This is a genomic window from Daejeonella sp. (assembly GCF_049655485.1).
Classification (GTDB): Bacteria; Bacteroidota; Bacteroidia; order Sphingobacteriales; family Sphingobacteriaceae; genus Daejeonella.
Genome location: NZ_JBASJU010000178.1, coordinates 29,116 through 54,486, shown reverse-complemented (window position 1 = coordinate 54,486; position 25,371 = coordinate 29,116). Strand labels below are relative to the sequence as shown.

The window sequence follows — 25,371 nt, the reverse complement described above, 5'->3', positions numbered from 1 at the left end:
ACACACTGTAGGGTGGTGAAATTTGGCAGACACACCTCCTCGTCTCGGTGGCGAAGATTTGGGAAATACCGTAAAAGGGAAATAACTGCTTCGTGAAGGTTCGACTCCTTCCCCTACAGCAAACCTTGTTAAACAGGTTTATAATTGGTTAGTTCAAATAAGCTCCTGCCCATCAGGAGCTTATTTTGTTTAAAAAGCTTCGAGAAATTTTTTTCGAATAAGAATAAAAAAATCCCAAATATGGCTTGAATGTTGTAATATTAGCCTCTAGTAAAATAGGCATAATGAGACGTGTTTTAATTTGTGATGACGATGTAACAATTTCAGAGGTGGTTGCGATCATCCTGGTGGACAGCAACCTGGCGGAGGTTTATACCATACCTGATTGTGATAACATAATCGAGAAAATTGAAGAACTACAACCTTCCCTGATATTTATGGATAATAAAATCCCAACCCATGGGGGAGTTGTAGCTACCCAAACTATTAAAAATCACCCAGTACACAAATCAATACCGGTTGTATACTTTACGGCAAATCAGGATATTGATCAACTGGCAGAAAATGCTGGAGCTGATTACACCTTGGCCAAGCCGTTCAGCATCACTGAGCTGGAAGAAGTAGTTAATAAGGCGTTTAACGTAGCGAAAGCATAAAGGGATTAAGGAACAAGGAGCAAAGAATAAGGATCAGAGGTGGCGGAAATGTTTGGACACTCTTAACCTTGATAAGCCCTCCTGCGAGTCTTTTTTCTTTGCTCTTTATTCCTTGTTCGACTTTCGTATATTATAGATCCGAACCCTTACCTTTGAGGTAAATTATGAACCGTCAAATTTTTGCTTTCTTTCTGCTTGCTATCACTAGTGTTTTAGGATGCTCAAAAGACGACAACGAACCTTTACCACAAAGTTCTGTTTCCAGATTATATGTATCCAATGCTGATACTGATGCATCGGTGATGAGCACATTAATTTTTGACCCTGCAGACGGTGCAACTTTAGATAGCCCGGACCGTTACGATACAAAACTGCCTGATGGGAACGGGATTGTATTCGATCCATTCTCCGGGACGGTATTCCAGGTTAGCAGACAGGCTAAAAATATAAAAAGCTTTACAGTTAAGACGGATGGCTCGCTCGCTGATAAGGGTTCTTTTATTGACGACGGCCTGACAAGCGGAAGGGAAATTGCTTTCGACAGGGTAAGGAAGACCCTTTATGTTGCAAGTAATACAGACAGCTCCATTTATGTATATCAAGGGGTAGACACTATTAAAAGTAGCGCGAGAGCTAGCAAGAAACTAAAACTCAACGGCCAGCCCTGGGGAATCCATTTGGAGAATGATAATCTTTTTGTCGTTATTGATCGCAGTAGTGCGCAGGTTCAGCTTTTTGAAAACGCATCCTCACTAGTTGTCGGCACAATTGTGCCCAGCAAAAAGATAACTGTGACAGGCGGTATAAGGCTTCATGGAATAGCGTATTCATCTTCGCGCGACGCGCTTATATTAAGCGATATCGGGGAAGAAGCCGGAAGCGGCTCTACGAGCGATGGGAAGATTTATGTTATAGAGGCCGCACTTGCAAAATTTGCCGCGATGGGAACGGCAGTATCACCAACGCGGATAATTTCTGGTATTAATACCGGGCTGGGTAACCCGGTGGATGTTGCCTGGGACATCCGTGCAGAAAAAGACCTTATTTACGTAGCAGAAAAGGCTAATAAAAAGATCCAGGTTTTTAAATTTTCGAATAATGGTAATGTCAGCCCTTTTCGAACAGTTACTCTAAACACATCGCCCGAGGCGATCTATCTTGACGCCAGATAATTTCTAATGGCTGAATTCATACTTTTTTCTTTACTTTGATGATCTAAAACACAGATTATGTATAATTTCTTACTAGGACTTCATTCAGGTTTACGCTATATCGTTCTGTTGCTTCTTGCAATAGCAATCATTATGGCAATCACGGCGTTATTTGGCAAAAAAGAGTACTCAGCTACGAACAGGAAAATTAATCTTTTCACTTTGATCGCTACTCACACCCAACTTTTAGCTGGTTTAATTTTGTATTTCGTTAGTCCCCTTGTTCAGTATGGTAACATGGGTGAAGCTATGAAAAATACAATAACACGTTACTGGACCGTGGAACACGGGGTATTAATGCTCTTTGCCGTCGTTTTAATAACTGTTGGACATGCGCGCTCCAAAAAAGGCGAGCTGGCGATAAACAAACACCGGGCAATAGCATTGTATTACGGTCTGGCTTTACTGGTAATAGTGGTGGCAATTTATCAAAGTGCGCGTCCATTGTTGGGAATGACCGTTGGGAATTGATAAAGTATTTCCATAGGTCCACAATTTATCTTTTATTTCGTTCGCCTGGATCCTTTGAACTATTGATGAATAATGGTAAAAAGTGAAAGCCATGGGAATTATTTATTGAAATATATCTTCTCAAAAGATTTGCAGTATCAAATTTCTTTATATTTTTGTCACCGATGAAGATGACACAAAATACTGGAAATTGGTGGTACACTTTTAATAAGTGGCGCGCGGGACAGGTATTTTGAGAAAATTATAATCAACCAAAACCTAAACAATATGAACCCGACGCTTCAACCCGTCGGGTTTTTTTATGGCTGAACATATCTTTGCGATATGGAGAATTAGATATGAAGAATTATAAACTATACACATCGTACAAAAAGCTGCTTGCAGATACTACTACACCTGTCAGTATCTATCTTCGGCTTAGAGATGTATTTCCAAACAGCATCCTTCTTGAAAGCTCGGACTATCATAGCCGTGAGAACAGTCTGAGTTATGTTTGCTGCGATCCGATTGCAGGGATCAAGTTAACTGGTGATAAACTCGAAACATATTTCCCTGACGGGACTACAGATCATTATCCACTTGCGGACCTTGACCTTAAGAGACATGTTTCCGATTTCAGGAAGCAGTTTGAATCCTTAACAACCAACGATTTTAAATTTATATCGAATGGGCTTTTCGGTTACTTCGCTTATGAAACTATCGAGCATTTCGAGGATATAAAATTACACGCAGCAGATGCACCTGGCAGAGATATACCTTTAATGCAATACCACGTATACAGGTATATAATTGTTATTGATCACTTTAAAAATGAATTGTTCTTGCTTGAACACCGGACAGAAAAAGACAGGCCGGATAGTCTTGAGAAAATACAATACCTTATTCAAAATAAGAACTTCCCTGAATACAAATTCAATCTAAATGGAGAAGAAGTATCAAACTTCACGGACAAGGAATTTATTGAAACAGTTGAAATGGTTAAAAAGCACATATTCCGCGGGGACGTTTTTCAAATCGTGCCCTCCCGGGCATTTGCCAAACCATTTCTAGGCGATGAATTTAACGTATATAGAGCTCTACGATCCATTAATCCATCGCCATACCTCTTTTATTTTGATTATGGTGATTTTAAGCTTTTTGGCTCTTCACCGGAAGCCCAGCTTACCATTAAGAATAATGAAGCTACTATTTACCCCATCGCCGGCACGTTCAAACGGACTGGTGATTCCGTTTTAGATGCGGAACTGGCCGAAAATTTAAAACAGGATGTTAAAGAGAATGCCGAACATGTAATGCTTGTAGATCTGGCCCGAAATGATTTGAGCCGGCATTGTAGTAAAGTGGAGGTCAAGTCATTTAAGGAAATTCAGTACTATTCCCATTTGATTCACATGGTTTCGAAAGTTACCGGACAATTACAGGAATCCGTCGATCCATTCGATGTTGTCGGCGATACATATCCAGCCGGCACACTTAGCGGAGCACCTAAATATATGGCGATGACATTGATCGACAAATTCGAAACACAAAAAAGAGGGTTTTATAGCGGAGCAATCGGGTATATGGGATTTAACGGCGACTTTAATCATGCTATTATGATCCGGTCGTTTCTGAGTCAAAACAATGTACTGCATTACCAGGCCGGAGCAGGAATCGTTGCTGATTCGGATCCGCAAAGCGAATTAAATGAGGTTAATAATAAAATAATGGCCTTGAGGAAAGCGCTGGAATTGGCGGAGGATATATAATTGAGAATTAAAAATTGCGAATTTCAAGATTCTAACAACCAACAACTAACAACCAACAACTAACAATCAACAACCATAAAGTGAACATACTAGTAATCGACAATTACGACTCCTTTACCTTCAATCTGGTACATCTTCTAAATGAAACTGGGCATGAGGCTACTGTTTGGCGGAATGATAAGTTTGAACTTCGGGATGTAGATGCATTCGATAAGATTCTTTTATCTCCGGGCCCTGGAATTCCCTCCGAATCAGGATTATTGTTGGATGTGATACGTACTTATTCATCAAGTAAAAGTATCCTGGGCATTTGTCTGGGGCTTCAAGCGATAGCTGAAGTCTTTGGCGGGGAGTTATATAATCTTTCACGTCCGGTACATGGGCGTGCTACACAAATCAATGTACTGGACACGGAAGAAAAGCTATTTCAAAATTGCCCATCTGAGTTTAAAGTTGGACGATATCATTCATGGGCAGTAAGAAATGATAATGTACCATCAGAAATCGCAATTACAGCTACCGATGTTGACGGTGTAATTATGGCCTTGAGACACCGTACACTGGATGTAAGGGGTGTACAGTTTCACCCTGAATCCGTGCTAACGGAGCATGGGAAATTATTAATATCTAACTGGCTTAGTTAACTAGTATAAACGAAAGGATAACATGACATCTGAAAAAGGGCAAAAAAATATCCTCGAAAAAATCGTTGCTAAAAAGCGACTTGAAATTGAAGCGGATCGGCTAAGGATACCAACTGTAAGGCTTGAAGAATCTGATAACTTTTTCCGGAAATGTTATTCGTTTCGCGATTCTCTTTTAAATCCGGCCCTTACCGGTGTAATTGCTGAATTTAAGCGGAAATCACCCTCAAAGGGGATCATCAATGATAAAGTAACTGTCAAAGAAGTAACAAGAGCGTATGCAGCTGCCGGGGCTTCTGCACTGTCCATCTTAACAGACAGAAGCTTTTTCGGGGGTAGAAAGAGTGACTTGGTCGAAGCAAGAAAAAGGAACCAGATTCCAATTTTGAGGAAAGAATTTATACTGGATGAATATCAGATTGTAGAAGCAAAAGCGCTTGGGGCAGATATTATATTGTTAATTGCCGCTATACTTAAACCTGCGGAAATCCAAAGATTTGCCAGGCTAGCTAAAAGTTTAGGCATGAGTGTCTTGATGGAGGTACATAACCTGGAAGAACTGGAGCGAAGTTTATTTCCCGAATTAGACGCTGTTGGAGTAAACAACAGAAACCTGGGAAACTTTGAAGTGACCGTTCAACACTCTTACGATTTGGTCGAACACATTCCTAATGAGTTCTTAAAGGTTTCGGAAAGCGGCTTAAGCGACCCAAAAACGATCACCGGGCTGAGGTCGGCCGGATATAATGGCTTCCTGATAGGTGAAAACTTTATGAAGCAGGCGGATCCGGGAAAGGCAATGCAGGAATTTGTAAACGGGTTCTGACCAAACTCTTATCTTTAATACTTGTTAAAAACTAAATGCCAAGACAGAAATTTTTTGATACAGCCTTAAAGCCGGAAAAAGCGGTTTTAGTAGGAATTATAACGCCGGGAGAGACGGAAGAGCAGACAAGGGAATATTTAGATGAGCTGACTTTTTTGGTTGACACTGCAGGCGGCGAAACCGATAAATCATTTACCCAAAGGATGCAAAAGCCCGACCGCGCCACGTTTGTCGGTACAGGGAAACTGGAGGAGATAAATGCGTATGTTAAATCTGAGGAAATCGACATGGTCGTTTTTGACGATGAATTGTCTCCATCACAACTAAGAAATATTGAGAATGAGCTTCAGGTAAAAATCCTTGATAGAAGTAATTTAATTCTGGATATTTTTGCAAGACGCGCGCAATCCTCCCAAGCAAAAACTCAGGTTGAATTAGCTCAACTGCAGTATTTACTGCCCCGGCTAACACGTTTATGGACGCACCTTGAACGACAAAAGGGCGGTATTGGAATGCGTGGGCCTGGAGAAAGCCAGATTGAAACTGACAGACGTTTAATCTTAAATAAAATATCGCTTTTAAAGGAGCGATTGAGGGAAATCGACAAACAAAACGAGACCCAGCGTAAGAACAGAAGTCAGCTGGTTAGGGTTTCCCTTGTCGGATATACAAACGTTGGAAAATCTACGATCATGAATATGATTTCGAAATCTGAGGTGTTTGCTGAGAACAAGTTGTTCGCTACCTTGGATACGACCGTCAGGAAAGTGGTGATAGAAAATTTGCCATTTCTTCTTTCTGATACCGTAGGGTTTATAAGAAAGCTGCCTCACCATTTGATTGAATGTTTTAAATCCACCCTTGATGAAGTTCGGGAAGCAGATATATTGATTCACGTAGTTGATATTTCTCATCCAAACTTTGAAGATCAGATCAACACTGTTAATGAAACTTTAAAGGAGATGGGTGCAATTGATAAGGAGATCATAATGGTCTTTAATAAAATCGATGCCTATGTGCCGGCAGATTTCGATCCTCAGGAAGAACATCCGCCATTGACTTTATCTGATTTTAAAAATAGCTGGATGAATAAGAATAGGACGCCAGCAATTTTTATTTCAGCACTAAATAAAGAGAATATTGAGGAGTTCAGGTCACTGCTTTATGAAAAGGTGAAAGCCATTCATAAAGTCCGTTACCCGTACGACAAATTGTTATACTAATACCGATCAAAAATCTTTGATTCTGTTTCTGAGAATATTTTAGATTTTTACTAGAGCCTACATTAATATGGAATCAAAACGCCAACAGAAATTTGCCGGAGTAATACAGAAAGACCTTGCTGAGATATTTCAGCGCGAGGGAGCGAATTTGCTTCCTAATGTAATGGTTACTATTACTAAGGTGAGGGTAACCTCAGATCTGGCCATTGCCCGGGTTTATTTGAGTTTTTTCAATAGTACTAATAATACCCTGTCGCTTAATACGATCAAAGCTCACGCTGGAGAAATCCGCTATAAGCTTGGAAGCCGGATAAAGGATCAGGCCCGGATAGTTCCGCAGCTTGAGTTTTTTGTTGATGATACCAGCGAGTATGTGGAGCGAATGGATAAAATATTCGATAAGATTAGTAAAGAACCTCGTCAGCCAGAGCAGGAAGACCAAGCGGAATGAGGATTATTCGCGAGCCCATAAATTTTTATACTCACGTTATCCCGGCAATACTTGCCATACCAGGGACTTTCATGCTACTAATGCGTGCCGATACACAAGCGCAACAGACAGCGGCATGGATTTACGGTATCTGTACATTCGTTCTTTTCGGGATCAGTTCAACCTATCATGGCTATCCGGTAACTGAAAAAGAAATTCGTTTTTGGCAAAAATTCGATCACTGTTGCATTTATTTGATGATAGCAGGCTCCTACACACCAACAGCTTTATTAGTTTTTGACGGATATATACGCTGGTCGCTTTTTGCAATGATCTGGACTATTGCCATTGCAGGTTGTTTGTTAAAAATATTCAACCGACTCAAAAACACAGTGCTTTCACTCGCAATCTATATCACTATGGGGGCTCTTATTATACCACTACTCAGTGAAATGTCAGAAAAGTTGCCATCTTCAGCAATAGCATGGATGTTGTTAGGAGGATTATTTTATGTGGGCGGCACGTTCTTTTATTATAAGGATAAGCCCATGGGAAAACTTTTGCATAGCCATGAAATCTGGCATCTTTTCGTTGTTGCCGGTGCCCTTTCCCATTATGTTTATAACTATTTCTATTTGTTTGCATGAGCGCAGAACTATCAATGCAGTTGAAAAGATATTTCGATGTGCATCAGGAAGATATATCACCTTTAGTACAATTTGATAAATCGTCAGATAAACTATTCGATTTTAATTTCACGGCGACAAACACCGAATTGGACCCATCAATATTAGGGGATACAGAGGCGTTTTCGGAATGGGTAAGGCTAACTTTACTTAAAGAAAATTGCCGGTATGGGATTGGAGGTTATGATGAACACCGCACTATTTATTCGCGGAGTGAATTATTTGATAAGGTGGAAGAGCCCCGCCGGTTACATTTAGGTGTTGATATTTGGGGGCCTGAAGGTACGCCCATATTTGCTCCGCTCGACGGACGGGTTCACAGCTCCCGGTTTAACGATAATTTTGGAGATTACGGCGCTACGATTGTCCTTAAACATGAAATCGAAGGCTTAATTTTCCATACCCTCTACGGACACTTAAATTTAGCTAGTATCAAGAACCTTGAAAAAGATACTCCCATCACTAGAGGGGAAAAAATAGCCGAATTTGGCAAAATTTTGGAAAATGGGCATTGGCCTCCCCATCTTCATTTTCAACTGATATTTGACATGCAGGGGATGGAGGGTGACTATCCTGGAGTGTGCCGATTTTCTGAAAAGGACGCTTACCTAAAAAATTGCCCGGATCCGAAAATTCTACTTCAGAATACATTCAAATATTAGTTATGCCTATTTTACGTTAAATTAGGATATGTATATTAATTTAATACTCAATTTCCTGCTTTTTATCTCCGCGCTTTTCCATTTGCCTGGGCAAATAATGATTACGCAGGAGCAACCGACATTTAAAGGTGGACAGAAAAACCTTAAAAGTTTTATAGATAACAACCTTATTTATCCCGACTTTTCCAAAGTAAATTGCTTGCAGGGAACTATTCAGGTAAGTTTTAAACTTGACAACGAAGGAAAGATTTACGATTCGAAGGTGCAGAAAGGGTATGGAATAGATCTCGACCAGGAAGCTTTACGTATTGTACGTCTAACTTCCGGGAAATGGATTGTGCCCGCTAAGCACGACACCTTAATCTCGCTCGTACTACCCGTAAACTTTTCCCTTCGTGATTTTAAATGTGAACAGCGTTCTAAAGACGAGATTAACGCGGCAATAAATGCTTACCATGCAAGACTTGGTTTAAGCAACGCTGTTTTTAATTTTTATGAAAAAAAGGAGTCCGGTATATATGACCTGGCAGATGAAGCCAGAATTTTAGCCCTCAAAGCTCAGCTCGGTTACGATGAGAAATTCATCGATCGACTTTTAAAACAGGCACAGCGAAAATTAAAGCAAGGTGATTATGAAGGAGCTTGTGAAGATGCCGATATGATTCGCCGGCTCGGAAGCAATAAGTCTTCGGCTTTGATCGACTTAAATTGTAGATAGTTTCAAGATGAAGCTGATAATTCTCGGATAATTCAAGGTAACCGAATATGTTTTATCAATTATCCGACACTGAAATCTGGTTTCCTCAGCCAGAATTAGCTGAAGACGATGGATTACTTGCTGTAGGTGGAGACTTGTCCCCGGCGCGTCTGATGCTGGCTTACCATCATGGAATATTTCCCTGGTATTCTGAAGAAAGTCCCATACTTTGGTATTCGCCTCACGATCGCTTTGTATTGTTTCCGGCTAAGTTCAAAGTTTCAAACTCAATGAGAAAAGTGATTAATAGTGGACAATTCAAAATTACCTATGATAATGCTTTTGAGGATGTCATTGAAGCGTGTTCAAACATACCCCGTCATGGCGAAATCGGCACCTGGATAAATCCGGACATGAAAAAAGCTTATATCGAATTACATGAATTAGGTCATGCACATTCTGTTGAAGTTTGGGAAAAGGATATCCTTGCTGGCGGTCTCTATGGAATTATGGTTAATAATGTGTTTTGCGGGGAAAGTATGTTCAGCAAAGTCAGCAATGCATCTAAAGCAGCAGTGAATTTTCTTTGTAGCATTCCCGGCCTTCTAATGATCGATTGTCAGTTCCACACCACACATCTTGAAAGCTTGGGTGCTGAGATGATAAGCAGATCAGAGTATTCGATTTTTTTGAATAAAAAGTAATAAATTAACTGCAAAACCAAACCCATGCAGTTACCCTATTACATCGACCTTTTGGGTACACTAGTATTTGCGATATCGGGCGCACTTGCCGCCTCGGATAAAAACATGTACAAGGACATTTTCGGCGTAACCTTTACAAGCTTCGTTACAGCTGTTGGTGGTGGTACTTTGCGAGATATGATTCTTGGGGTCAGGCCTACCTGGGTAGTCGACGGAAATTACCTGATCGCCATAACTGTCGGAGTGGTATTTGCGATTGCATTCAAATATTACATTATCAAATTCCGCCGGACATTTTTCTTATTTGATACCATTGGGATAGCTCTGTACACAGTAGTCGGTGTCCAAAAGTCGCTTGAGTTTGGAGTGTCCCCTCTTGCTGCTATTATTATGGGGATGTTTTCGGCTGTAATGGGTGGAGTAATAAGAGATACCCTAATAAACGAGATTCCCCTTATCTTCAAAAAAGAAATTTATGCGACTGCCTGCTTATCGGGTGCTGCAGTTTTCGTAGCGTTGAAAGCCCTCAAAGTTGATGATAATATCAATTCTTTTGTAAGTGTCTTTATTATAATTTTCATCCGTGTGATATCGGTTAAATATCATTTGACACTACCCAAATCCAGGTAAGGACCAGCAATAAGAGCTAGAAATTAGTGGCTAGTAATTAGCAGCTACTAATTAGTGATTAGAAAAAATGCTAATCCGTCCAACCCCCTTTCTAACCACTAACCAATTGACCACTAACCATCTAATTTAATATATCTGCAATATCCTTCGCAGTTAACGATTTCACGAAACTTTCTTCGGTGGTGATCAGGGATTCAGCAACTTTCCGCTTTCTATTCTGAAGTGCAAGAATCTTTTCTTCGACTGTGTCTTTTGTGATGAATTTATAAATAAAAACGTTCTTATTCTGCCCGATGCGGTGTGTCCTGTCTATTGCTTGCTGTTCAACTGCTGGGTTCCACCATGGGTCGAGTATGAAGACATAGTCGGCTTCCGTTAGATTTAATCCTACACCGCCTGCTTTAATTGAAATGAGGAATAGTTTTATATCCTTATTAGCCTGGAACTCCTTAACAACTTCGCCACGTTTTGAAGTAGCTCCATCGAGGTAGGCAAACGGTACATTCTGGTCGTTGAAATACCTTCTGTAAATATCAAGCTGTTTCACAAATTGAGAGAACACTAATACTTTGTGGCCGCGCGACAAAACACTTTCAAGGGTGTGAATAACACTTTCGAATTTTCCTGAATCGCCTTCATATCCTTCATCTATCATTAAAGGATGATTGGCAATCTGTCTCAACTTTGTAAGGCCTTGTAATACCTGGATTTGAGAACGTTTGAAAGTTCCATTTTCCATGTTTACAAGCAGGGCATTTCTATATTCCGATTTTATTTTTTCGTAATACTCTTTCTGGTCCTCACTCATCTGGCAATAGAAAAGGTTTTCAGTTTTAGCTGGCAGTTCAGTTGCTACCTGGGCTTTGGTCCGTCTCAACACGAATGGCTTGATCAATGCCTGCAATTTCGAAGCCTTTTCTTCATCTTTTTTCTTTTCAATTGGTACTACAAAATCGGTATAGAAAAAATGCTGATTTCCAAGCAAACCCGGATTGATGAAAGACATCTGCGTCCATAAGTCGTTCACCGTATTTTCTACGGGGGTTCCGCTTAGAATAAGCTTGTTCTTTGATTTGAGAGCTTTTACGGCTTTAAACGATTTGGAGGCAGGGTTCTTTATATTTTGACTTTCGTCGAGGATTATGTAGTTGAAATAAAGCGTTTTTAAGATTTCAATATCTACTCGCGTGATGCCATATGTAGTGAAAACAACATCGTAGTTTGAAAAAATTTCCACTTCTTTATTGCGAAAGCTCCCGGTATGAGAATGTATTTTCAGCTTAGGTGCGAACTTTTTTGCTTCATTCAACCAGTTATAAACCAATGATGTCGGCATGACGATCAGAGATGTGGTGTGAATTCCTTCGTCTTGATTTTCTTCTTTAATTTTTTGGAGTAGCGCAAGTGTCTGAACTGTCTTCCCTAAGCCCATATCGTCGGCAAGGCATCCTCCAAAATTATATTTCCGTAGAAAGTGGAACCAATTGTAACCCGCTTTCTGATAAGGACGCAAAACTCCGTTAAAGGATCTGGGGGTGTCAAAATCTTCGATTTCCTCAAATTCTGAAAGTTTTTGGAGCTTCCTGTCCATGCTCACAGTCGCTAATTCGCTATTTGCGAAGTCATTAACCAGACCAATGTGATGTTTTTTTAATTTCAGATTCCTGGAACCCTCGGTAAATTGAAGAAGGTTGCTGTATTGTGCAAACCAATGGTCAGGGATTACAGCAATTTCTCCCGAAGGCAACTTAAACTCCCGAATTTTATTTAATATGTGGTTTTTCAAGTCTATGAACGGTATTTGATATGGCCCGAAATGAACAATTGCATGGATATCAAACCAATCATTATTCTCTCTAATCTGAAGATCGATTTTACTTCGTCCTATTACAAACCTCTTTTCACCATCACTTTGTTCAAAGGTAAACCCTTGAGCTTCGAGCTTATCGTGATGTTCGTTTAACCAGTTGATTACACTAAATGGAGAATCCTCCTCTTCAGGGTTTGCCGGATTTGTTGTGAAAACGCTAAGAAACAGAGAACCTGTCGACTTCAGTCCGAGTTCCTGTAATATAGAGAACTTGTTTTTTTCCCAACTTAATGATCGTTTAATTCTGTGGAAGATGTAGTTGTTTTCTTTTTTTTCCATTCTTACAGTAATCCTACGGTCGCTTCCGGCAGGAAAAATGTAGCTGCCATATCTAAAATATAGCTGAAGCTGTGGCCTTTCACTATCTACATACAATAACTTAAGAACAGGAGTTGCCTCAAATTTTTCATTTCGTATCTCAAAGCCTTCGGCATACACAGGATGCTTTTCGATAAGGGGGGCTACGAACTTTTCAAAATATGTTTTCTCAGACGACTTCGGGATTGAAATAAAGCGCTTGTTTAAGAACGGTTGCAATTTTTTGCCTTCTAAGTCCTCATCAAAATAATATAACACATCTTCGAGCAGTAGCCAGGCAGGTTGATTGCAAATAATCTGCGCATCCTTGAACATAAATTCAATTCGGAGGCCCTGAAATTTGATTGTTGGGAAGTATCGCGTCTCCGTTGCTCCCCTCCTAAAATGAAATAACACTGAAGCGGGTTCCTGAGCAATAGTTATTTTCCTTTCCACTGGCCACCCCTCCTTACTCATTAAATAGAGATCCCTGCCGGAAAGCATTTTAAGTGCGGCAATCAGCCTTTTCTCGATTTTAGGCCTTAGTGTGTCAAAGAGTGTTTCGTTAAAGATAGTACTGAAGTATTCAAGAGGCCTGATTGCCTTTTTGTGGTGGCGTTTGATTATATGGCCTTGTTCAGTTTCTTCCAGTAATTTAATAAGGGCATAATCAGTCTCATCGAGTACCGAAGAAAATTCAATTGCTGTAGTGCTAAAAATTCGTTGATACGTTAAGGAGAATCCTCCGTCCGAATTTAATTGGACGATATGAGGCTCAATCAGGAATCCGAGGAAATCGTGTTTGCAAATGGAGTATACAATCTTACAGGGTTTACTGCTGTCAACTCGTAACATAGGTAGTGCGACAAAATTTAAGCAAGTTGAGCTCTAAAAAATTCTAAATCTAAATAGAATTTAAGCGTTATTCAACTTAATAATTAAAAACTTAATCCTTTAGTCTCATTAGTTGGCAGTTTCACTCATGAAATTTTGACACAATGAGCACTATGACCTGTCAGGGAGCTTAATCTAATTTCCTTAACACCAGATTTCCTGATCTAATTTTAGATAATCGTTTTATCTTTCTTTTAAATATCCTTGACACGTAATCATCACTATTACAATGGAATATATTTAACATTATTTAACATTAATTCTATACATCTTTTCTTCGAACTGCGTTTTAATGGTATTAATTTTGAACAGTCTTTTATAGATGAATAGGAACATAAATAGTAATTTTATAAATATGAAGAAGATAGGTGTTACATTTTTAGCAGCATGTCTGGGGGGGGCAGTTGCTGTAGGCTCATACAAGCTCATTGAGGATAAGTACCAGGACAGTATGTCGTTTGAAGAACAGCAAAAGGTACACTTCACAAATAACCCGATGCCGGCGATCAATTCTTCTACCGGTGATTTAGATTTTACTCAGGCCGCTGCAGCTGTTACTCCTGCAGTTGTGCATATCAAGACGACTTATAATAATCCAGGTGCAAGTGCAGGGCGCGACCAGATGCAGGATATGTTTGAAGATTTCTTCGGTGGTGGTGGCGGTCGCCGTTCCCGAGGACCGGCAATGGGTTCAGGGTCAGGGGTTATTATTTCTACCGACGGATATATTGTCACCAATAATCACGTGGTGGATAATGCTGATAAAATAGATGTTATTCTTCCGGACAAACGATCATTGGTTGCAAAAGTAATTGGACGTGATGCCAATACAGACCTTGCCCTAATAAAAATCGAAGGATCTGGTTATCCAATCGTGAAATTAGGTAATTCGGATGATGTCCGGATTGGTGAATGGGTGCTAGCAGTTGGGTATCCCTTTGCTTTGAATACCACAGTAACTGCTGGTATTGTCAGTGCGAAAGGAAGACAAATAGGAATTCTGGATAATGCACAACCTTCGGAAAATGGAGAGCCCCAAGCACGAACTGCCATAGAGTCATTTATACAAACAGATGCCGCAATTAACCGCGGTAATAGCGGTGGTGCCCTAGTAAATACACGAGGTGAGCTGATCGGAGTAAATGCCGCTATTGCTTCTCAGAGCGGTAGCTATGAAGGGTATGGCTTTGCTATTCCAATTAATCTTGCAAAAAAAGTTTTAGATGATTTTAAAGCTTTTGGAGAAGTTCGGAGAGGATTTATAGGTGTTAATTTCACCGGGCTTGACGCTGAGCAGGCGAAACGCTTTGGTGTCGACGAAATTAATGGTCTATACGTAAATGGCGTAGTACCTAATGGTGGTGCCGCTCAGGCAGGTTTGAAAGAGGGTGATATTATTACTAAGGTTGAGGGTAACAAAATTTATAACCCTTCGGATCTTCAGGAGCGCATTGGCCGCCTCGGGCCTGGTGATAAAGTTCAGCTTACCTATCTTAGGGATGGTAAAGAATACGCAAAAAGTATTACCCTAAAAGGTGAAGAGTCTATCAAGACGAATGAACCGAGAAGTGCAAGTGTAGTGACGAAAAACCTGGGAGCCGCTTTCGCACCTGTGAGCGATGTCCTTAAGAAAAAGTACCGCATTACCTCTGGTGTAATTGTCACTGCTGTCCAGCAGGGAGGTTATTTCGACCAGATTGAAGTTGCACAAGGAACCGTTATTACCACAGTTAACGATCAGCCAGTTAATAATACAAATGATATAGAAAAAGCTATAACTGCAAGCCGAAATAATATGGTTACTATTAGTGGGTTTACTCCTGATGGAAGCTCGATGCGATATCAGTTTCCAATACGAAGGTAAATGCTGTAAAATAGATAAAATGTAATATAAAGCCTTCCCGCTCGGGGAGGCTTTTGTATTTTTGCCAAAATGATTTTTCCACCTCTCTCTTTCGAATTTTTACAACAAACGCTTTTGCTGTTGCCCGAGAAAGCTCTTTTCTGGGTTGAAGAACAAACCTTGATTATTGCAGATATTCATCTTGGAAAGGTTGGGCATTTTCGAAAAGCTGGTATAGGAATCCCAAAGCAAATGGAACAGGATGATCTTGCTCTCATTTCTGACTTGATCTATGAATATAAGCCCCTGCAAATCATTTTTCTCGGGGATCTTTTTCACAGTGAAATGAATAATGACTGGGATTGGTTAGTGATGTGGCGATCAATGTTTAAGGAAATAGATATGATCCTAGTTTTGGGAAATCACGATATCCTCAGTAAGAAATTTTACAGTGACCTAAATTTTACATTACATAATACGTTAGTGATTGAACCTTTTTTGTTCTCACATGAACCTTTAAAAGCCATAGAGCAAGCGAACGACGCCTATGTTATCTGCGGGCATATTCACCCTGGAGTTACACTAAAAGGCGGAGCGCGTCAGTTACTCACATTACCTTGTTTCCACTTCGGAGCCAGGCAAGCAATCATCCCAGCTTTCGGAAAATTCACCGGAAAGGTATGTGTAAAGAGTATTAAAGGTGACAGGGTTTTCGCAATAGCGAAAAACAAAGTCGTGAGCTTCTAATCTGAAGGCCATTTGAATCAAAGACTTAGATCGATTCTAAATAAATAAAAACCAGCACTATAACTGTTGTCTAAGCGAGTTTTTTATCATATAATGATAAATTTGCTTCCAAATTATTATAACAGCACTAGGTAATGAGCAATTTCGCAAAAACGTTCTCATCCTCATTGGGAAAAAAACTGATAATGGCCGCCACAGGCCTTTTTCTCTGCACTTTCCTGATCGTACATTTAGTTGGGAACCTTCAATTATTTAAGGACGATTCAGGCCAGGCTTTCAACGCGTACGCATACTTTATGACACACTTTGTTCCTATCAAGGTTGTTTCTTATTTGTTGTACGCATCCATCATATTACACGCAGTATATGCACTGGTAATTACATTAAATAATAAAAAAGCACGACCGATAGGCTATGCAGTGCAGGCAGGCAGTCAGAACAGCCCATGGACCTCCCGAAATATGGGTATTCTCGGCACAATACTTTTGGTATTTATAGTAGTACATATGAGTAATTTCTGGTGGAAATATCATAATGCCGAATTACCTTACGCCAAATATGAAATCAGTTTAGATAATCCAAGTGATATTACAGTTTCAGAATTACCATGGGATGCGAAAAGACTGGTTCATTCGGATTATGTAGATACGCAAGCTGGCAAACAGGTGATCGTATCTAAGGATCTATATAAAGTCGTTGCACTTTCCTTCAAAACATGGTGGTACGTATTGCTGTATGTCATTTCTATGGCGGCGCTGGCTTTCCATCTCATACATGGATTCAGAAGTGCATTTCAGACAATTGGCTGGGATAACAAGAAATACATCCCGATCATAAGATTTTTGGGTGTATGGATTTTCGGTGTATTGATACCGGTATTATTTGCCGCTATGCCAGTTTACTTTTACTTTTTTAAATAAGATTTACATTTTCTGAGAAATCAGATTAAAATAAATTTCTGAGATGAAATTAGATGCTAAAATTCCGGAAGGGCCCTTGGCTCAAAAATGGTCTAAACATAAGTTTAACCTGAAACTGGTTAATCCGGCTAACAAGCGAAAATATACGGTCATTGTAGTTGGTACAGGATTGGCAGGAGCTTCTGCTGCTGCTTCACTTGCCGAGCTCGGTTATAATGTAAAGGCATTTTGTTTTCAGGATAGCCCCCGACGGGCACACTCTATTGCTGCTCAGGGTGGAATTAATGCTGCGAAAAATTATCAGAATGATGGGGATAGCGTTCACCGCTTATTCTATGATACCATCAAGGGAGGCGATTACCGTGCACGGGAGGGCAATGTTTACCGTTTGGCAGAAGTTTCAGTAAATATCATTGATCAATGTGTCGCTCAGGGAGTTCCCTTCGCAAGGGAATATGGCGGTTTACTCGACAACCGTTCTTTCGGAGGCTCACAGGTCTCACGGACTTTTTATGCCCGCGGTCAAACTGGACAACAATTGCTGTTAGGAGCATATTCAGCTCTCAACCGTCAGATCAATCTTGGTAAAGTAAAAATGTACACCCGTCATGAAATGATGGATGTGGTTACTGTCGATGGTGAAGCCAAAGGTATTGTTACACGTGACCTGATCAACGGTGCCATTGAAACCCATGGTGCTCACGCTGTGCTTTTGTGCACGGGAGGTTACGGAAATGTTTTCTACCTTTCAACCAATGCAATGGGCTGTAATGTAACTGCTGCCTGGAAAGCACATAAGCGGGGTGCATATTTTGCAAATCCATGTTTTACACAGATACATCCAACTTGTATTCCCGTTACTGGCGACCATCAGTCGAAATTAACACTGATGTCGGAGTCCTTACGTAATGATGGAAGGGTATGGGCACCTCGAACTGTTGAGCTCGCACAAAAACTTCGTAAAGGAGAACTAAAAGTTACAGATCTTAAAGAAGAAGACCGCGATTATTTCCTGGAACGTAAATATCCAGCTTTTGGTAATCTGGTTCCACGCGATGTAGCCTCACGAAATGCCAAAGAGATGGTCGATGAAGGCCGTGGTGTGGGAGCATCGGGCATTGCTGTTTATCTTGATTTTGCTGAGGCTATTGGCCGACTTGGAGAAGACGCAGTTAGGGCAAGATATGGTAACCTGTTCGACATGTATCAGCAGATTACGGATGAAAACCCATACAAACAGCCGATGCGGATTTATCCTGCAGTACACTATACGATGGGCGGACTGTGGGTAGATTATAATTTACAAACAACGGTTAAAGGGCTTTACTGCCTGGGTGAAGCAAATTTCTCTGACCACGGGGCTAACCGCCTGGGTGCTTCAGCTTTAATGCAGGGACTTGCTGATGGATATTTTGTGATTCCTTATACACTCGGGGATTACTTAGCGACAATAGGTCCTAAAGCTGTTGATACTAATCATCCGGCTTTTGAAGAAACAAAGAAGAGCGTAGTTGAACGTATCAATAAGTTGCTTTCTTTAAAAGGAACAAAAACTGCAAATGAATACCATCGTGAGCTTGGGCACATTATGTGGGAATATTGCGGAATGGCTCGAACAGAAGAAGGTTTGATTAAAGCTAAAGGACTAATCCGCGCTTTACGTGATGATTTTTGGCAGAATGCCCGGGTTTCTGGTATTAATGAAGAATTCAATCAAAACCTGGAAAACGCCGGCCGAATTGCCGATTTTCTTGAGTTGGGCGAGTTAATGGTTGATGATGCACTAGATCGTAAGGAATCCTGTGGAGGCCACTTCAGGCTTGAGAGCCAAACTGATGAAGGAGAGGCACTGCGCGATGATGACAATTATGCATATGCAGCTGCATGGGAATATCAGGGAGATAACCAGCCCGAAATGTTGCATAAGGAAGAACTGGTATTTGAAAATGTTAAATTATCACAACGGAGCTATAAATAAGTAGCAAGTATCAAGTATCAAGAATCAAGACGGAAATTGATACTTTAACGAATGAATTATTAATGAAATTTCCGGTGTCTTGATACTTGATACCTGATACTAAATACTAAGAAATGAGTGAAAATATGAATTTGACGTTAAAGGTTTGGCGTCAGAAAAATGCCGACACTAAGGGTAATTTTGTTACTTATAAAACAGAACATGTGTCTCCGGATATGTCGTTTCTGGAAATGCTGGATGTAGTTAACGAAGACCTCGTGAAAAAAGGAGATGATCCAATACATTTCGATCATGATTGCAGAGAAGGCATTTGCGGATCATGTTCATTACATATTAATGGAAGACCTCATGGACCGAAACAGGGAATAGCGACCTGTCAGCTTCATATGCGGAGTTTTAAGAATAATGACACCGTAGTTATTGAACCATGGCGTGCTGAGGCTTTTCCAGTAATCAAGGATCTTGCTACAAATCGTGCGGCATTCGACCGTATCCAGGTAGCTGGTGGTTTCGTTTCAGTCAATACTGGTGGCGTACCCGATGCAAACGTTATTCCTATCCCGAAAGTTATCGCAGACGAAGCATTCAATTCTGCCACTTGTATTGGTTGCGGTGCCTGCGTAGCTGCTTGTAAGAATGCCTCTGCGATGTTGTTCGTTTCAGCTAAAGTTTCTCAAATGGCTTTGTTGCCTCAGGGCCAGCCGGAAAGATATCGGAGGGTACAAGCAATGGTCGCGCAAATGGACGAAGAGGGATTTGGGAATTGTACAAATACAGGTGCTTGTGAGGCAGAATGTCCGAAAGAAATATCCATTACAAACATCGCCCGTATGAATAGAGATTACTTTACAGCGAAATTATTTAAAGAAGAAGAGGTCTAATTACAGATAGCGCTCCCGAACCCGGTTATTTTAAATATCCGGGTTTTTTTTATTTCTTTTTTCCGGGGCCCAGGCCCTATCATTCGAAATATTTTGATTGAGTAGATTTTTTCACTGTTCGGGGAAGAATATCCCATCTTTTTTTCGTCTTTCAGGAAAATATGTTGTCGTTGTGCCTGGGAGAAGGATTTACAAATTTGGACACCAATTTGTTATTAATAATCATATCGGTGCCCGCGGGTCGCTTGCTAATTATTAAAACTGAAAAATAACTTGGGTACAAATACTGCAAAAGACAATAAAATATTAGAATAAATTAAGCTCTCTGTTTATCTAAGTCCCGGAATCGGGACTTTTTTTATTTCCCATTTTTTGGTTCCTATAAATCGTGGAAATAATAGTTACGTTTCTGCCCACTTATAGCGGAATTGGCAAGTATGTTGCTACATTGGATTAAAAAGAACATGCATATTAGCTTTCACGGGGCTGCCCGAAACGTAACCGGCAGTAAACACTTAATCTCACTGGATAACGGAACCAATATTTTACTTGACTGCGGAATGTTCCAGGGAATGGGCGAGGAAACAGATGAACTGAATGAACATTTCGGATTTAATCCGGCTGATGTAGATTACCTCATATTAAGCCATGCCCATATTGATCACAGCGGCCTTATTCCCCGCTTAGTATCCCAAGGTTTTACCGGTCCTATTTTTTGTACTGCGCCCACTATGGATTTAAGCCGGATACTTCTTATGGATTCCGCAAAAATTCAGGAGCAGGACGCAGAGTTTAGCAACAGAAACAGAAAAGGTCGCGGTGAAAAGCCAGCGACACCTCTTTACAATGAAGAAGATGCCATAAAAGCCATTCGCCAGTTTAAAATAGTTGAATATAACACGGACCAACCGATAGCCGATGATGTGATTATTAATTTTTCAGATGCCGGACATATAATCGGAAGCGCGGCTGTACACATAGAAATTAAAGAGAATGGAAAATCTACACGCATCTCTTTCAGTGGTGATGTAGGGCGATATGACGACCTAATCCTGAGGTCTCCGCAGCGTTTTCCTCAAGCAGACTACATATTACTGGAATCAACTTATGGCGATTCATTACATAAAAATGCTGAGGCAGCAGAAGGAGTGCTGAAAGAATTGATTATCCAAACCTGTAAAATCAGAAAGGGAAAAGTGATTATTCCAGCGTTTAGCGTTGGACGAACCCAGGAATTGTTATATCTGCTTAATGGCCTGGAAGAAAAGGGGATGCTCCCGGATGTAAAATATTATGTCGACAGTCCCTTATCTGCCAAGGCCACTGCTGTTGTTAAAAGTCATCAAGATGAACTGAACCGGAATGTACAAAAGGTGATGGAGAATGATCTCGATCCATTTCATTTTAAGAATCTTACATTTATCCATGATTCAGTTCAGTCAAAAGCTTTAAATACAAACCCCGAGCCCTGTGTTATAATTTCAGCATCCGGTATGGCTGAGGCTGGACGCGTAAAACATCATATCCGTAATAATATTGGGAATGACAAAAATACGATCCTTATGGTAGGATATTGTGAGCCCAAATCTCTCGGCGGACGGTTACAAAGCGGCCAGAAAATCGTCCATATTTTTGGTGACGAATATGATGTCAAAGCTGAAATCAGGTCCATACGTTCTATGAGTGCACATGGGGATTATGAGGATTTATTAAAATTTCTGGATTGCCAGATTCCCGAAAAGGTGAAAAAAATATTTCTTGTGCACGGGGAATACGATGTACAGAACTCATTAAAAGACAGGCTGATAGAAAAAGGGTTTGAAAATGTAGAGATTCCTGATCGCCATCAAAAAATAGAGTTGGATAATTAGAATTGCAAAGAGACGTTGAAATTTGCAAACATTTATCTATGTTTAATTCTTTAACGTCCAAACCCTAAAATCTACATATGAAATCTCTGTTTTTAGCCCTTTTTCTGTTGTCATCAGTTGTTTGTCAGGCTCAGCCGGCGATTCTTAAACAGGATCAGAAGATCATGCAAATGCTGGATGAAGTCTCCGAAAAGAATATTGAAGCAAATGTCAGAAAGCTTGTTACCTTCCAAACACGACACAGTTTAAGTGATACCTTGAGTAAAACAACCGGAATTGGCGCGGCGCGGAACTGGATTAAATCTGAAATGGAAAGGTATTCCAGGGAATCCGGGGGTCGTTTGAAGGCGGAATTTGACGTCTTTACGCAACCTGCGGATGGCCGTAGAATTACAGTTCCGACAGTGATGAAGAACGTAATGGGGATTCTTCCCGGAACAGACCCCTTAGACGATCGCGTGTTTATTGTTTCCGGCCATTATGATTCAAGAGCATCCGATGTAAACGATTCGAAGATATTTGCGCCTGGCGCAAATGATGATGCTTCCGGGACTTCTGCTGTAATGGAACTTGCCAGGGTGATGAGCAAACACAAATTCAATAGTACTATAATATTTGTGGCGATGGTCGCCGAAGAACAGGGTTTATACGGTGCGGCAAATCTGGCGAAGAGAGCGAAAGAATCTAAATGGAATGTTGCCGGGATGATCACTAATGATATCATAGGCAATACTTACGGTGTCGAAACCGGACTTAAGGATAACAGAAGTGTACGAATTTTCAGTGAGGGTGTCCCGGCAGCGGAAACACCTGCTGAAGCCGCCGTTAGAACAAGCACAGGTTCTGAAAATGACGGCCGGGCAAGACAATTTGCAAGATATATTAAAGAAGTCGGGGAGCGGTATGTTGACCAGCTTGATGTAAAATTGATTTACCGCCGTGATAGGTTTTTGCGGGGAGGAGATCATACGCCTTTTTCTCAGGCGGGATTTCCTGGTATTAGAATTACCGAAATGAATGAAAATTTTGATCGTCAGCATCAAACTGTCAGAAGTGAAAATGGTGTAGATTATGGCGATCTGCCTGATTTTGTAGATTATGCTTATACGCAGAAAGTAGCAAAAATGAATCTTGCTGCGCTTGCCAATCTTGCCTTATCTCCACGCGAACCTGAAAATGTAGGGATTGTTACAAGTCAGTTAACTAATAAAACTGTTCTTAAATGGGAAAAGCCAAAAGGTGAGAGTCCGGCGGGATATTATGTTCTTATGAGAGAAACTAGTAGCCCGACCTGGGAAAAGAAGTTTTTTGTGACGGGCACAACTGCTGAATTAAATTATTCGAAGGATAATTATGTTTTCGGCGTCCAGTCAGTCGATGAAGAGGGCCACGAGAGTTTGACAGTAAGCCCTAAGCCAGTGCGTTAATTATTGGATATTTCTTTTATTTATCACAAAATAACCTGCAACAAAAGCCACAACAGTTACAGTAAGACTAACATATATTTCTTTACCCGTTAAGTCAAACTCACGTTGCTCATTTTGAGCCATTATTTGTTGCATAATATTATTTAAAGCTACCATTGAATGGGCATATGGAATAGTATAAGCATATTTCCAACCGAGGTTTGTTGTAATAATTCCGAACATTGTAAGAAGAAACCCTATTCCCATGGGTTTCAGAAAATTCGCCCAAAGCAGGCTAAAAACAAATTGGATGGAGAGTATACCTAATGAAGCAAGAAACAGCTTCAGATGCATTTTGAAAAGAAGGCCTGAAATGTCATACTGGTTGAATTTAAAATCTGAATTGAGATAATTCAGAATGTGTCCGGAGGCTAATATGAAGGTTGCAAATAGACCGATACATAATGCATTTAAGAAAAGGGCATAAACATATTTAGCACTATAAATGCTCCATTTGGGAATTGGAAGTGAAAACACACTCTTCCACATTTCAGCACTATGCTCGATGTTATTGATAGAAAATGTCTGAAATATTACCAGCATAGGAATTAACAAACTTCCCATTACTCCTATGAAAGCTCCAGCAAAGCGAAACCATTGTGTTTCTGCTGAAAATTGGATTAACTTGGAAGAATTAGAGTAAAACCCGAATGAGATAAGGACACACAGAACCAAGGGGAATAAGATTGCAGACCAGAATGCTAAAGTTTTCCTTGTTTTATAAAATTCGGATTGTAATGAAAGTAAAAATCCCTGCATCTTAAGATTGAGTAATAGAAATGAACAGATCTTCTAAATTTCCTTTTGTCTGGCTAATACCGTAAATCTTGTGATCATTATTTACTAGTAGTGCAGTTATACTGGCAATGTCATCTAGTGTCGAAAATGGAATGCGTATTGTGTCAAAAACCAGTTCCGCCGGGTACCCATTGTTCACTAATAGATTAACACTTTCCGCGAGGTTATCAGAAATAATTATAATCTGGCTTTTATTGATGTCCTGAAGATCTTTCAACGTTCCCTGAAATAATAACTTGCCGCGATTGATAATGCCAACATGTGTTATCATCTTCTCAACTTCCGAAAGTAAATGACTAGAAATAAAGACCGTTTTCCCATGATCTTTCACAAGTTTTTGAAGAAGCAACCTAACTTCAATTATACCATTTGGATCAAGTCCGTTGGTGGGTTCATCTAAAATCAGAAAGCTGTGGATCAGCCAAAAGTGCCAGGCCGATACCCAGGCGTTGCTTCATTCCTAACGAGTACTTTCCAGCTTTTTTATCTGCACTTTCGTGAAGATCCACTAGCCTTAGAGTTTCGTCTACTTTTTTTAATGAAACCTGTAGCAGTCTGGCACGGTTGACGAGGTTTTCCCGCCCTGAAAGATGGGCATATATTGCCGGCTGCTCGATTAAGGAGCCAATTTTGGAAAGGATTTCTATCCTATTTCTACCCAGCTCCTCTCCGAAAAGGAAAATGTTTTTTCGGGTGAATGGAGCAAATTAAGTAGAATTTTTATTGTAGTGGTCTTGCCTGCACCATTGGGACCAAGGAAACCGTAGATACTTCCTGGGCAAACATTTATTGAAACTTCATCTAAAACATTCTGGTCTCCAAAAAATAAGAAAGACTTTTGGTTTCAATTATGAGTTCTTCCTGCATTTATTTCAGAGCTGCCTGTACAAAACTCTTTAAAGTGGGCACCTGCAGATTCATACTAGCCCTTTCTTTATGAGCAGGAATTTCCTTATCAATATTCATTACCAAAACTCCCATAAGAAGAAATAATGGCACTAATAGCATAATAAATGGAGAAACGATGTTAGTAAGCTTTTTCATAATTTGTGTTGATTTAGTAAATCAAAGGAATCATTAAATAAATCGATACTAAAATGTATTAGACGAAGGTGCTTTTTATTCAGACGAACGGTGATATTAAGCATCTAATCGGTAGAAGATGATATAATGCCTGTTCGCAGATTGAAATCGCCTGTTGGTCGAAACTGGCGGTAG

The 25,371-nt window shown here is 40.3% G+C and carries 24 protein-coding genes and 1 pseudogene; 20 read left to right on the top strand and 5 right to left on the bottom strand.

The features are described 5' to 3' along the window. Positions 1-284: 284 nt before the first annotated feature. From WBJ10_RS07530 to WBJ10_RS07470, 13 genes are all read left to right on the top strand, one after another. A complete protein-coding gene (locus WBJ10_RS07530; protein WP_424288903.1) occupies positions 285-656 on the top strand; it encodes a response regulator in 372 nt (123 codons plus the stop codon). A 164-nt stretch (positions 657-820) separates the two neighbouring features. Next, positions 821-1,828, top strand: a complete 1,008-nt coding sequence (locus WBJ10_RS07525; protein ID WP_424288902.1) for a hypothetical protein — start codon at positions 821-823, stop codon at positions 1,826-1,828. Positions 1,829-1,885: 57 nt separating this feature from the next. Then, positions 1,886-2,338, top strand: coding sequence for a cytochrome B (locus WBJ10_RS07520; protein WP_424288901.1), 453 nt, complete (start codon positions 1,886-1,888; stop codon positions 2,336-2,338). Positions 2,339-2,676: 338 nt separating this feature from the next. Further along, positions 2,677-4,086, top strand: coding sequence for an anthranilate synthase component I family protein (locus WBJ10_RS07515; protein ID WP_424288900.1), 1,410 nt, complete (start codon positions 2,677-2,679; stop codon positions 4,084-4,086). An 80-nt stretch (positions 4,087-4,166) separates the two neighbouring features. Then, positions 4,167-4,730 (top strand): anthranilate synthase component II, encoded by a 564-nt coding sequence (locus tag WBJ10_RS07510; RefSeq protein WP_424288899.1) that lies wholly within the window; start codon positions 4,167-4,169, stop codon positions 4,728-4,730. Positions 4,731-4,752: 22 nt separating this feature from the next. Beyond that, entirely contained in the window at positions 4,753-5,556 is an 804-nt protein-coding gene (gene trpC / locus WBJ10_RS07505; RefSeq protein ID WP_424288898.1) for an indole-3-glycerol phosphate synthase TrpC, read from the top strand. Positions 5,557-5,591: 35 nt separating this feature from the next. Then, a complete protein-coding gene (hflX, locus tag WBJ10_RS07500) occupies positions 5,592-6,779 on the top strand; it encodes a GTPase HflX (RefSeq protein WP_424288897.1) in 1,188 nt (395 codons plus the stop codon). A 67-nt stretch (positions 6,780-6,846) separates the two neighbouring features. Continuing rightward, positions 6,847-7,230: a 30S ribosome-binding factor RbfA gene (gene rbfA / locus WBJ10_RS07495; protein WP_424288896.1), complete on the top strand. Its 384-nt coding sequence runs from the start codon at positions 6,847-6,849 to the stop codon at positions 7,228-7,230. Continuing rightward, positions 7,227-7,856, top strand: a complete 630-nt coding sequence (gene trhA / locus WBJ10_RS07490) for a PAQR family membrane homeostasis protein TrhA (protein WP_424288895.1) — start codon at positions 7,227-7,229, stop codon at positions 7,854-7,856. Before rbfA ends, trhA begins: the two co-directional genes overlap by 4 nt. Next, the gene (locus WBJ10_RS07485; RefSeq protein WP_424288894.1) at positions 7,853-8,557 is read left to right on the top strand and encodes a peptidoglycan DD-metalloendopeptidase family protein; all 705 of its coding nucleotides are present in this window, start codon (positions 7,853-7,855) and stop codon (positions 8,555-8,557) included. The genes trhA and WBJ10_RS07485 overlap by 4 nt, the downstream gene beginning before the upstream one ends. 28 nt (positions 8,558-8,585) lie before the next feature. Further along, positions 8,586-9,275, top strand: a complete 690-nt coding sequence (locus tag WBJ10_RS07480) for an energy transducer TonB family protein (RefSeq protein ID WP_424288893.1) — start codon at positions 8,586-8,588, stop codon at positions 9,273-9,275. Positions 9,276-9,322: 47 nt separating this feature from the next. After that, positions 9,323-9,958: a leucyl/phenylalanyl-tRNA--protein transferase gene (gene aat / locus WBJ10_RS07475; RefSeq protein WP_424288892.1), complete on the top strand. Its 636-nt coding sequence runs from the start codon at positions 9,323-9,325 to the stop codon at positions 9,956-9,958. 24 nt (positions 9,959-9,982) lie between these two features. Next, positions 9,983-10,588, top strand: a complete 606-nt coding sequence (locus WBJ10_RS07470; protein ID WP_424288891.1) for a trimeric intracellular cation channel family protein — start codon at positions 9,983-9,985, stop codon at positions 10,586-10,588. 121 nt (positions 10,589-10,709) lie between these two features. Here the strand turns inward: WBJ10_RS07470 and WBJ10_RS07465 are convergent, their stop codons facing one another. Further along, entirely contained in the window at positions 10,710-13,610 is a 2,901-nt protein-coding gene (locus WBJ10_RS07465) for an SNF2-related protein (protein ID WP_424288890.1), read from the bottom strand. A 394-nt stretch (positions 13,611-14,004) separates the two neighbouring features. On the opposite strand from WBJ10_RS07465, the gene WBJ10_RS07460 reads away from it, so the two are divergent. The 7 genes from WBJ10_RS07460 (at position 14,005) to WBJ10_RS07430 (ending at position 23,316) form a co-directional block, all read left to right on the top strand. After that, positions 14,005-15,513: a Do family serine endopeptidase gene (locus tag WBJ10_RS07460; RefSeq protein ID WP_424288889.1), complete on the top strand. Its 1,509-nt coding sequence runs from the start codon at positions 14,005-14,007 to the stop codon at positions 15,511-15,513. Between the two features lie 69 nt (positions 15,514-15,582). After that, the gene (pdeM, locus tag WBJ10_RS07455) at positions 15,583-16,239 is read left to right on the top strand and encodes a ligase-associated DNA damage response endonuclease PdeM (protein WP_424288888.1); all 657 of its coding nucleotides are present in this window, start codon (positions 15,583-15,585) and stop codon (positions 16,237-16,239) included. Positions 16,240-16,373: 134 nt separating this feature from the next. Beyond that, entirely contained in the window at positions 16,374-17,159 is a 786-nt protein-coding gene (locus tag WBJ10_RS07450; protein ID WP_424288887.1) for a succinate dehydrogenase cytochrome b subunit, read from the top strand. Positions 17,160-17,202: 43 nt separating this feature from the next. Beyond that, positions 17,203-19,137 (top strand): fumarate reductase/succinate dehydrogenase flavoprotein subunit, encoded by a 1,935-nt coding sequence (locus WBJ10_RS07445; RefSeq protein ID WP_424288886.1) that lies wholly within the window; start codon positions 17,203-17,205, stop codon positions 19,135-19,137. A 113-nt stretch (positions 19,138-19,250) separates the two neighbouring features. Further along, a complete protein-coding gene (locus tag WBJ10_RS07440; RefSeq protein ID WP_424288885.1) occupies positions 19,251-20,018 on the top strand; it encodes a succinate dehydrogenase/fumarate reductase iron-sulfur subunit in 768 nt (255 codons plus the stop codon). 464 nt (positions 20,019-20,482) lie between these two features. Next, on the top strand, positions 20,483-21,889 hold the full coding sequence (locus WBJ10_RS07435) for an MBL fold metallo-hydrolase RNA specificity domain-containing protein (RefSeq protein ID WP_424288884.1): 1,407 nt from the start codon (positions 20,483-20,485) through the stop codon (positions 21,887-21,889). 77 nt (positions 21,890-21,966) lie between these two features. Continuing rightward, positions 21,967-23,316 (top strand): M20/M25/M40 family metallo-hydrolase, encoded by a 1,350-nt coding sequence (locus tag WBJ10_RS07430; protein ID WP_424288883.1) that lies wholly within the window; start codon positions 21,967-21,969, stop codon positions 23,314-23,316. Here the strand turns inward: WBJ10_RS07430 and WBJ10_RS07425 are convergent, their stop codons facing one another. The 4 genes and pseudogenes from WBJ10_RS07425 to WBJ10_RS07410 form a co-directional block, all read right to left on the bottom strand. After that, positions 23,317-24,114: an ABC transporter permease gene (locus WBJ10_RS07425; protein WP_424288882.1), complete on the bottom strand. Its 798-nt coding sequence runs from the start codon at positions 24,112-24,114 to the stop codon at positions 23,317-23,319. 1 nt (position 24,115) lies between these two features. Next, positions 24,116-24,502 (bottom strand): hypothetical protein, encoded by a 387-nt coding sequence (locus WBJ10_RS07420; protein WP_424288881.1) that lies wholly within the window; start codon positions 24,500-24,502, stop codon positions 24,116-24,118. Positions 24,503-24,545: 43 nt separating this feature from the next. After that, positions 24,546-24,922 (bottom strand): annotated as a pseudogene (locus WBJ10_RS07415) (ATP-binding cassette domain-containing protein). 98 nt (positions 24,923-25,020) lie between these two features. Beyond that, the gene (locus WBJ10_RS07410) at positions 25,021-25,197 is read right to left on the bottom strand and encodes a hypothetical protein (protein ID WP_424288880.1); all 177 of its coding nucleotides are present in this window, start codon (positions 25,195-25,197) and stop codon (positions 25,021-25,023) included. Positions 25,198-25,371: the final 174 nt, after the last annotated feature.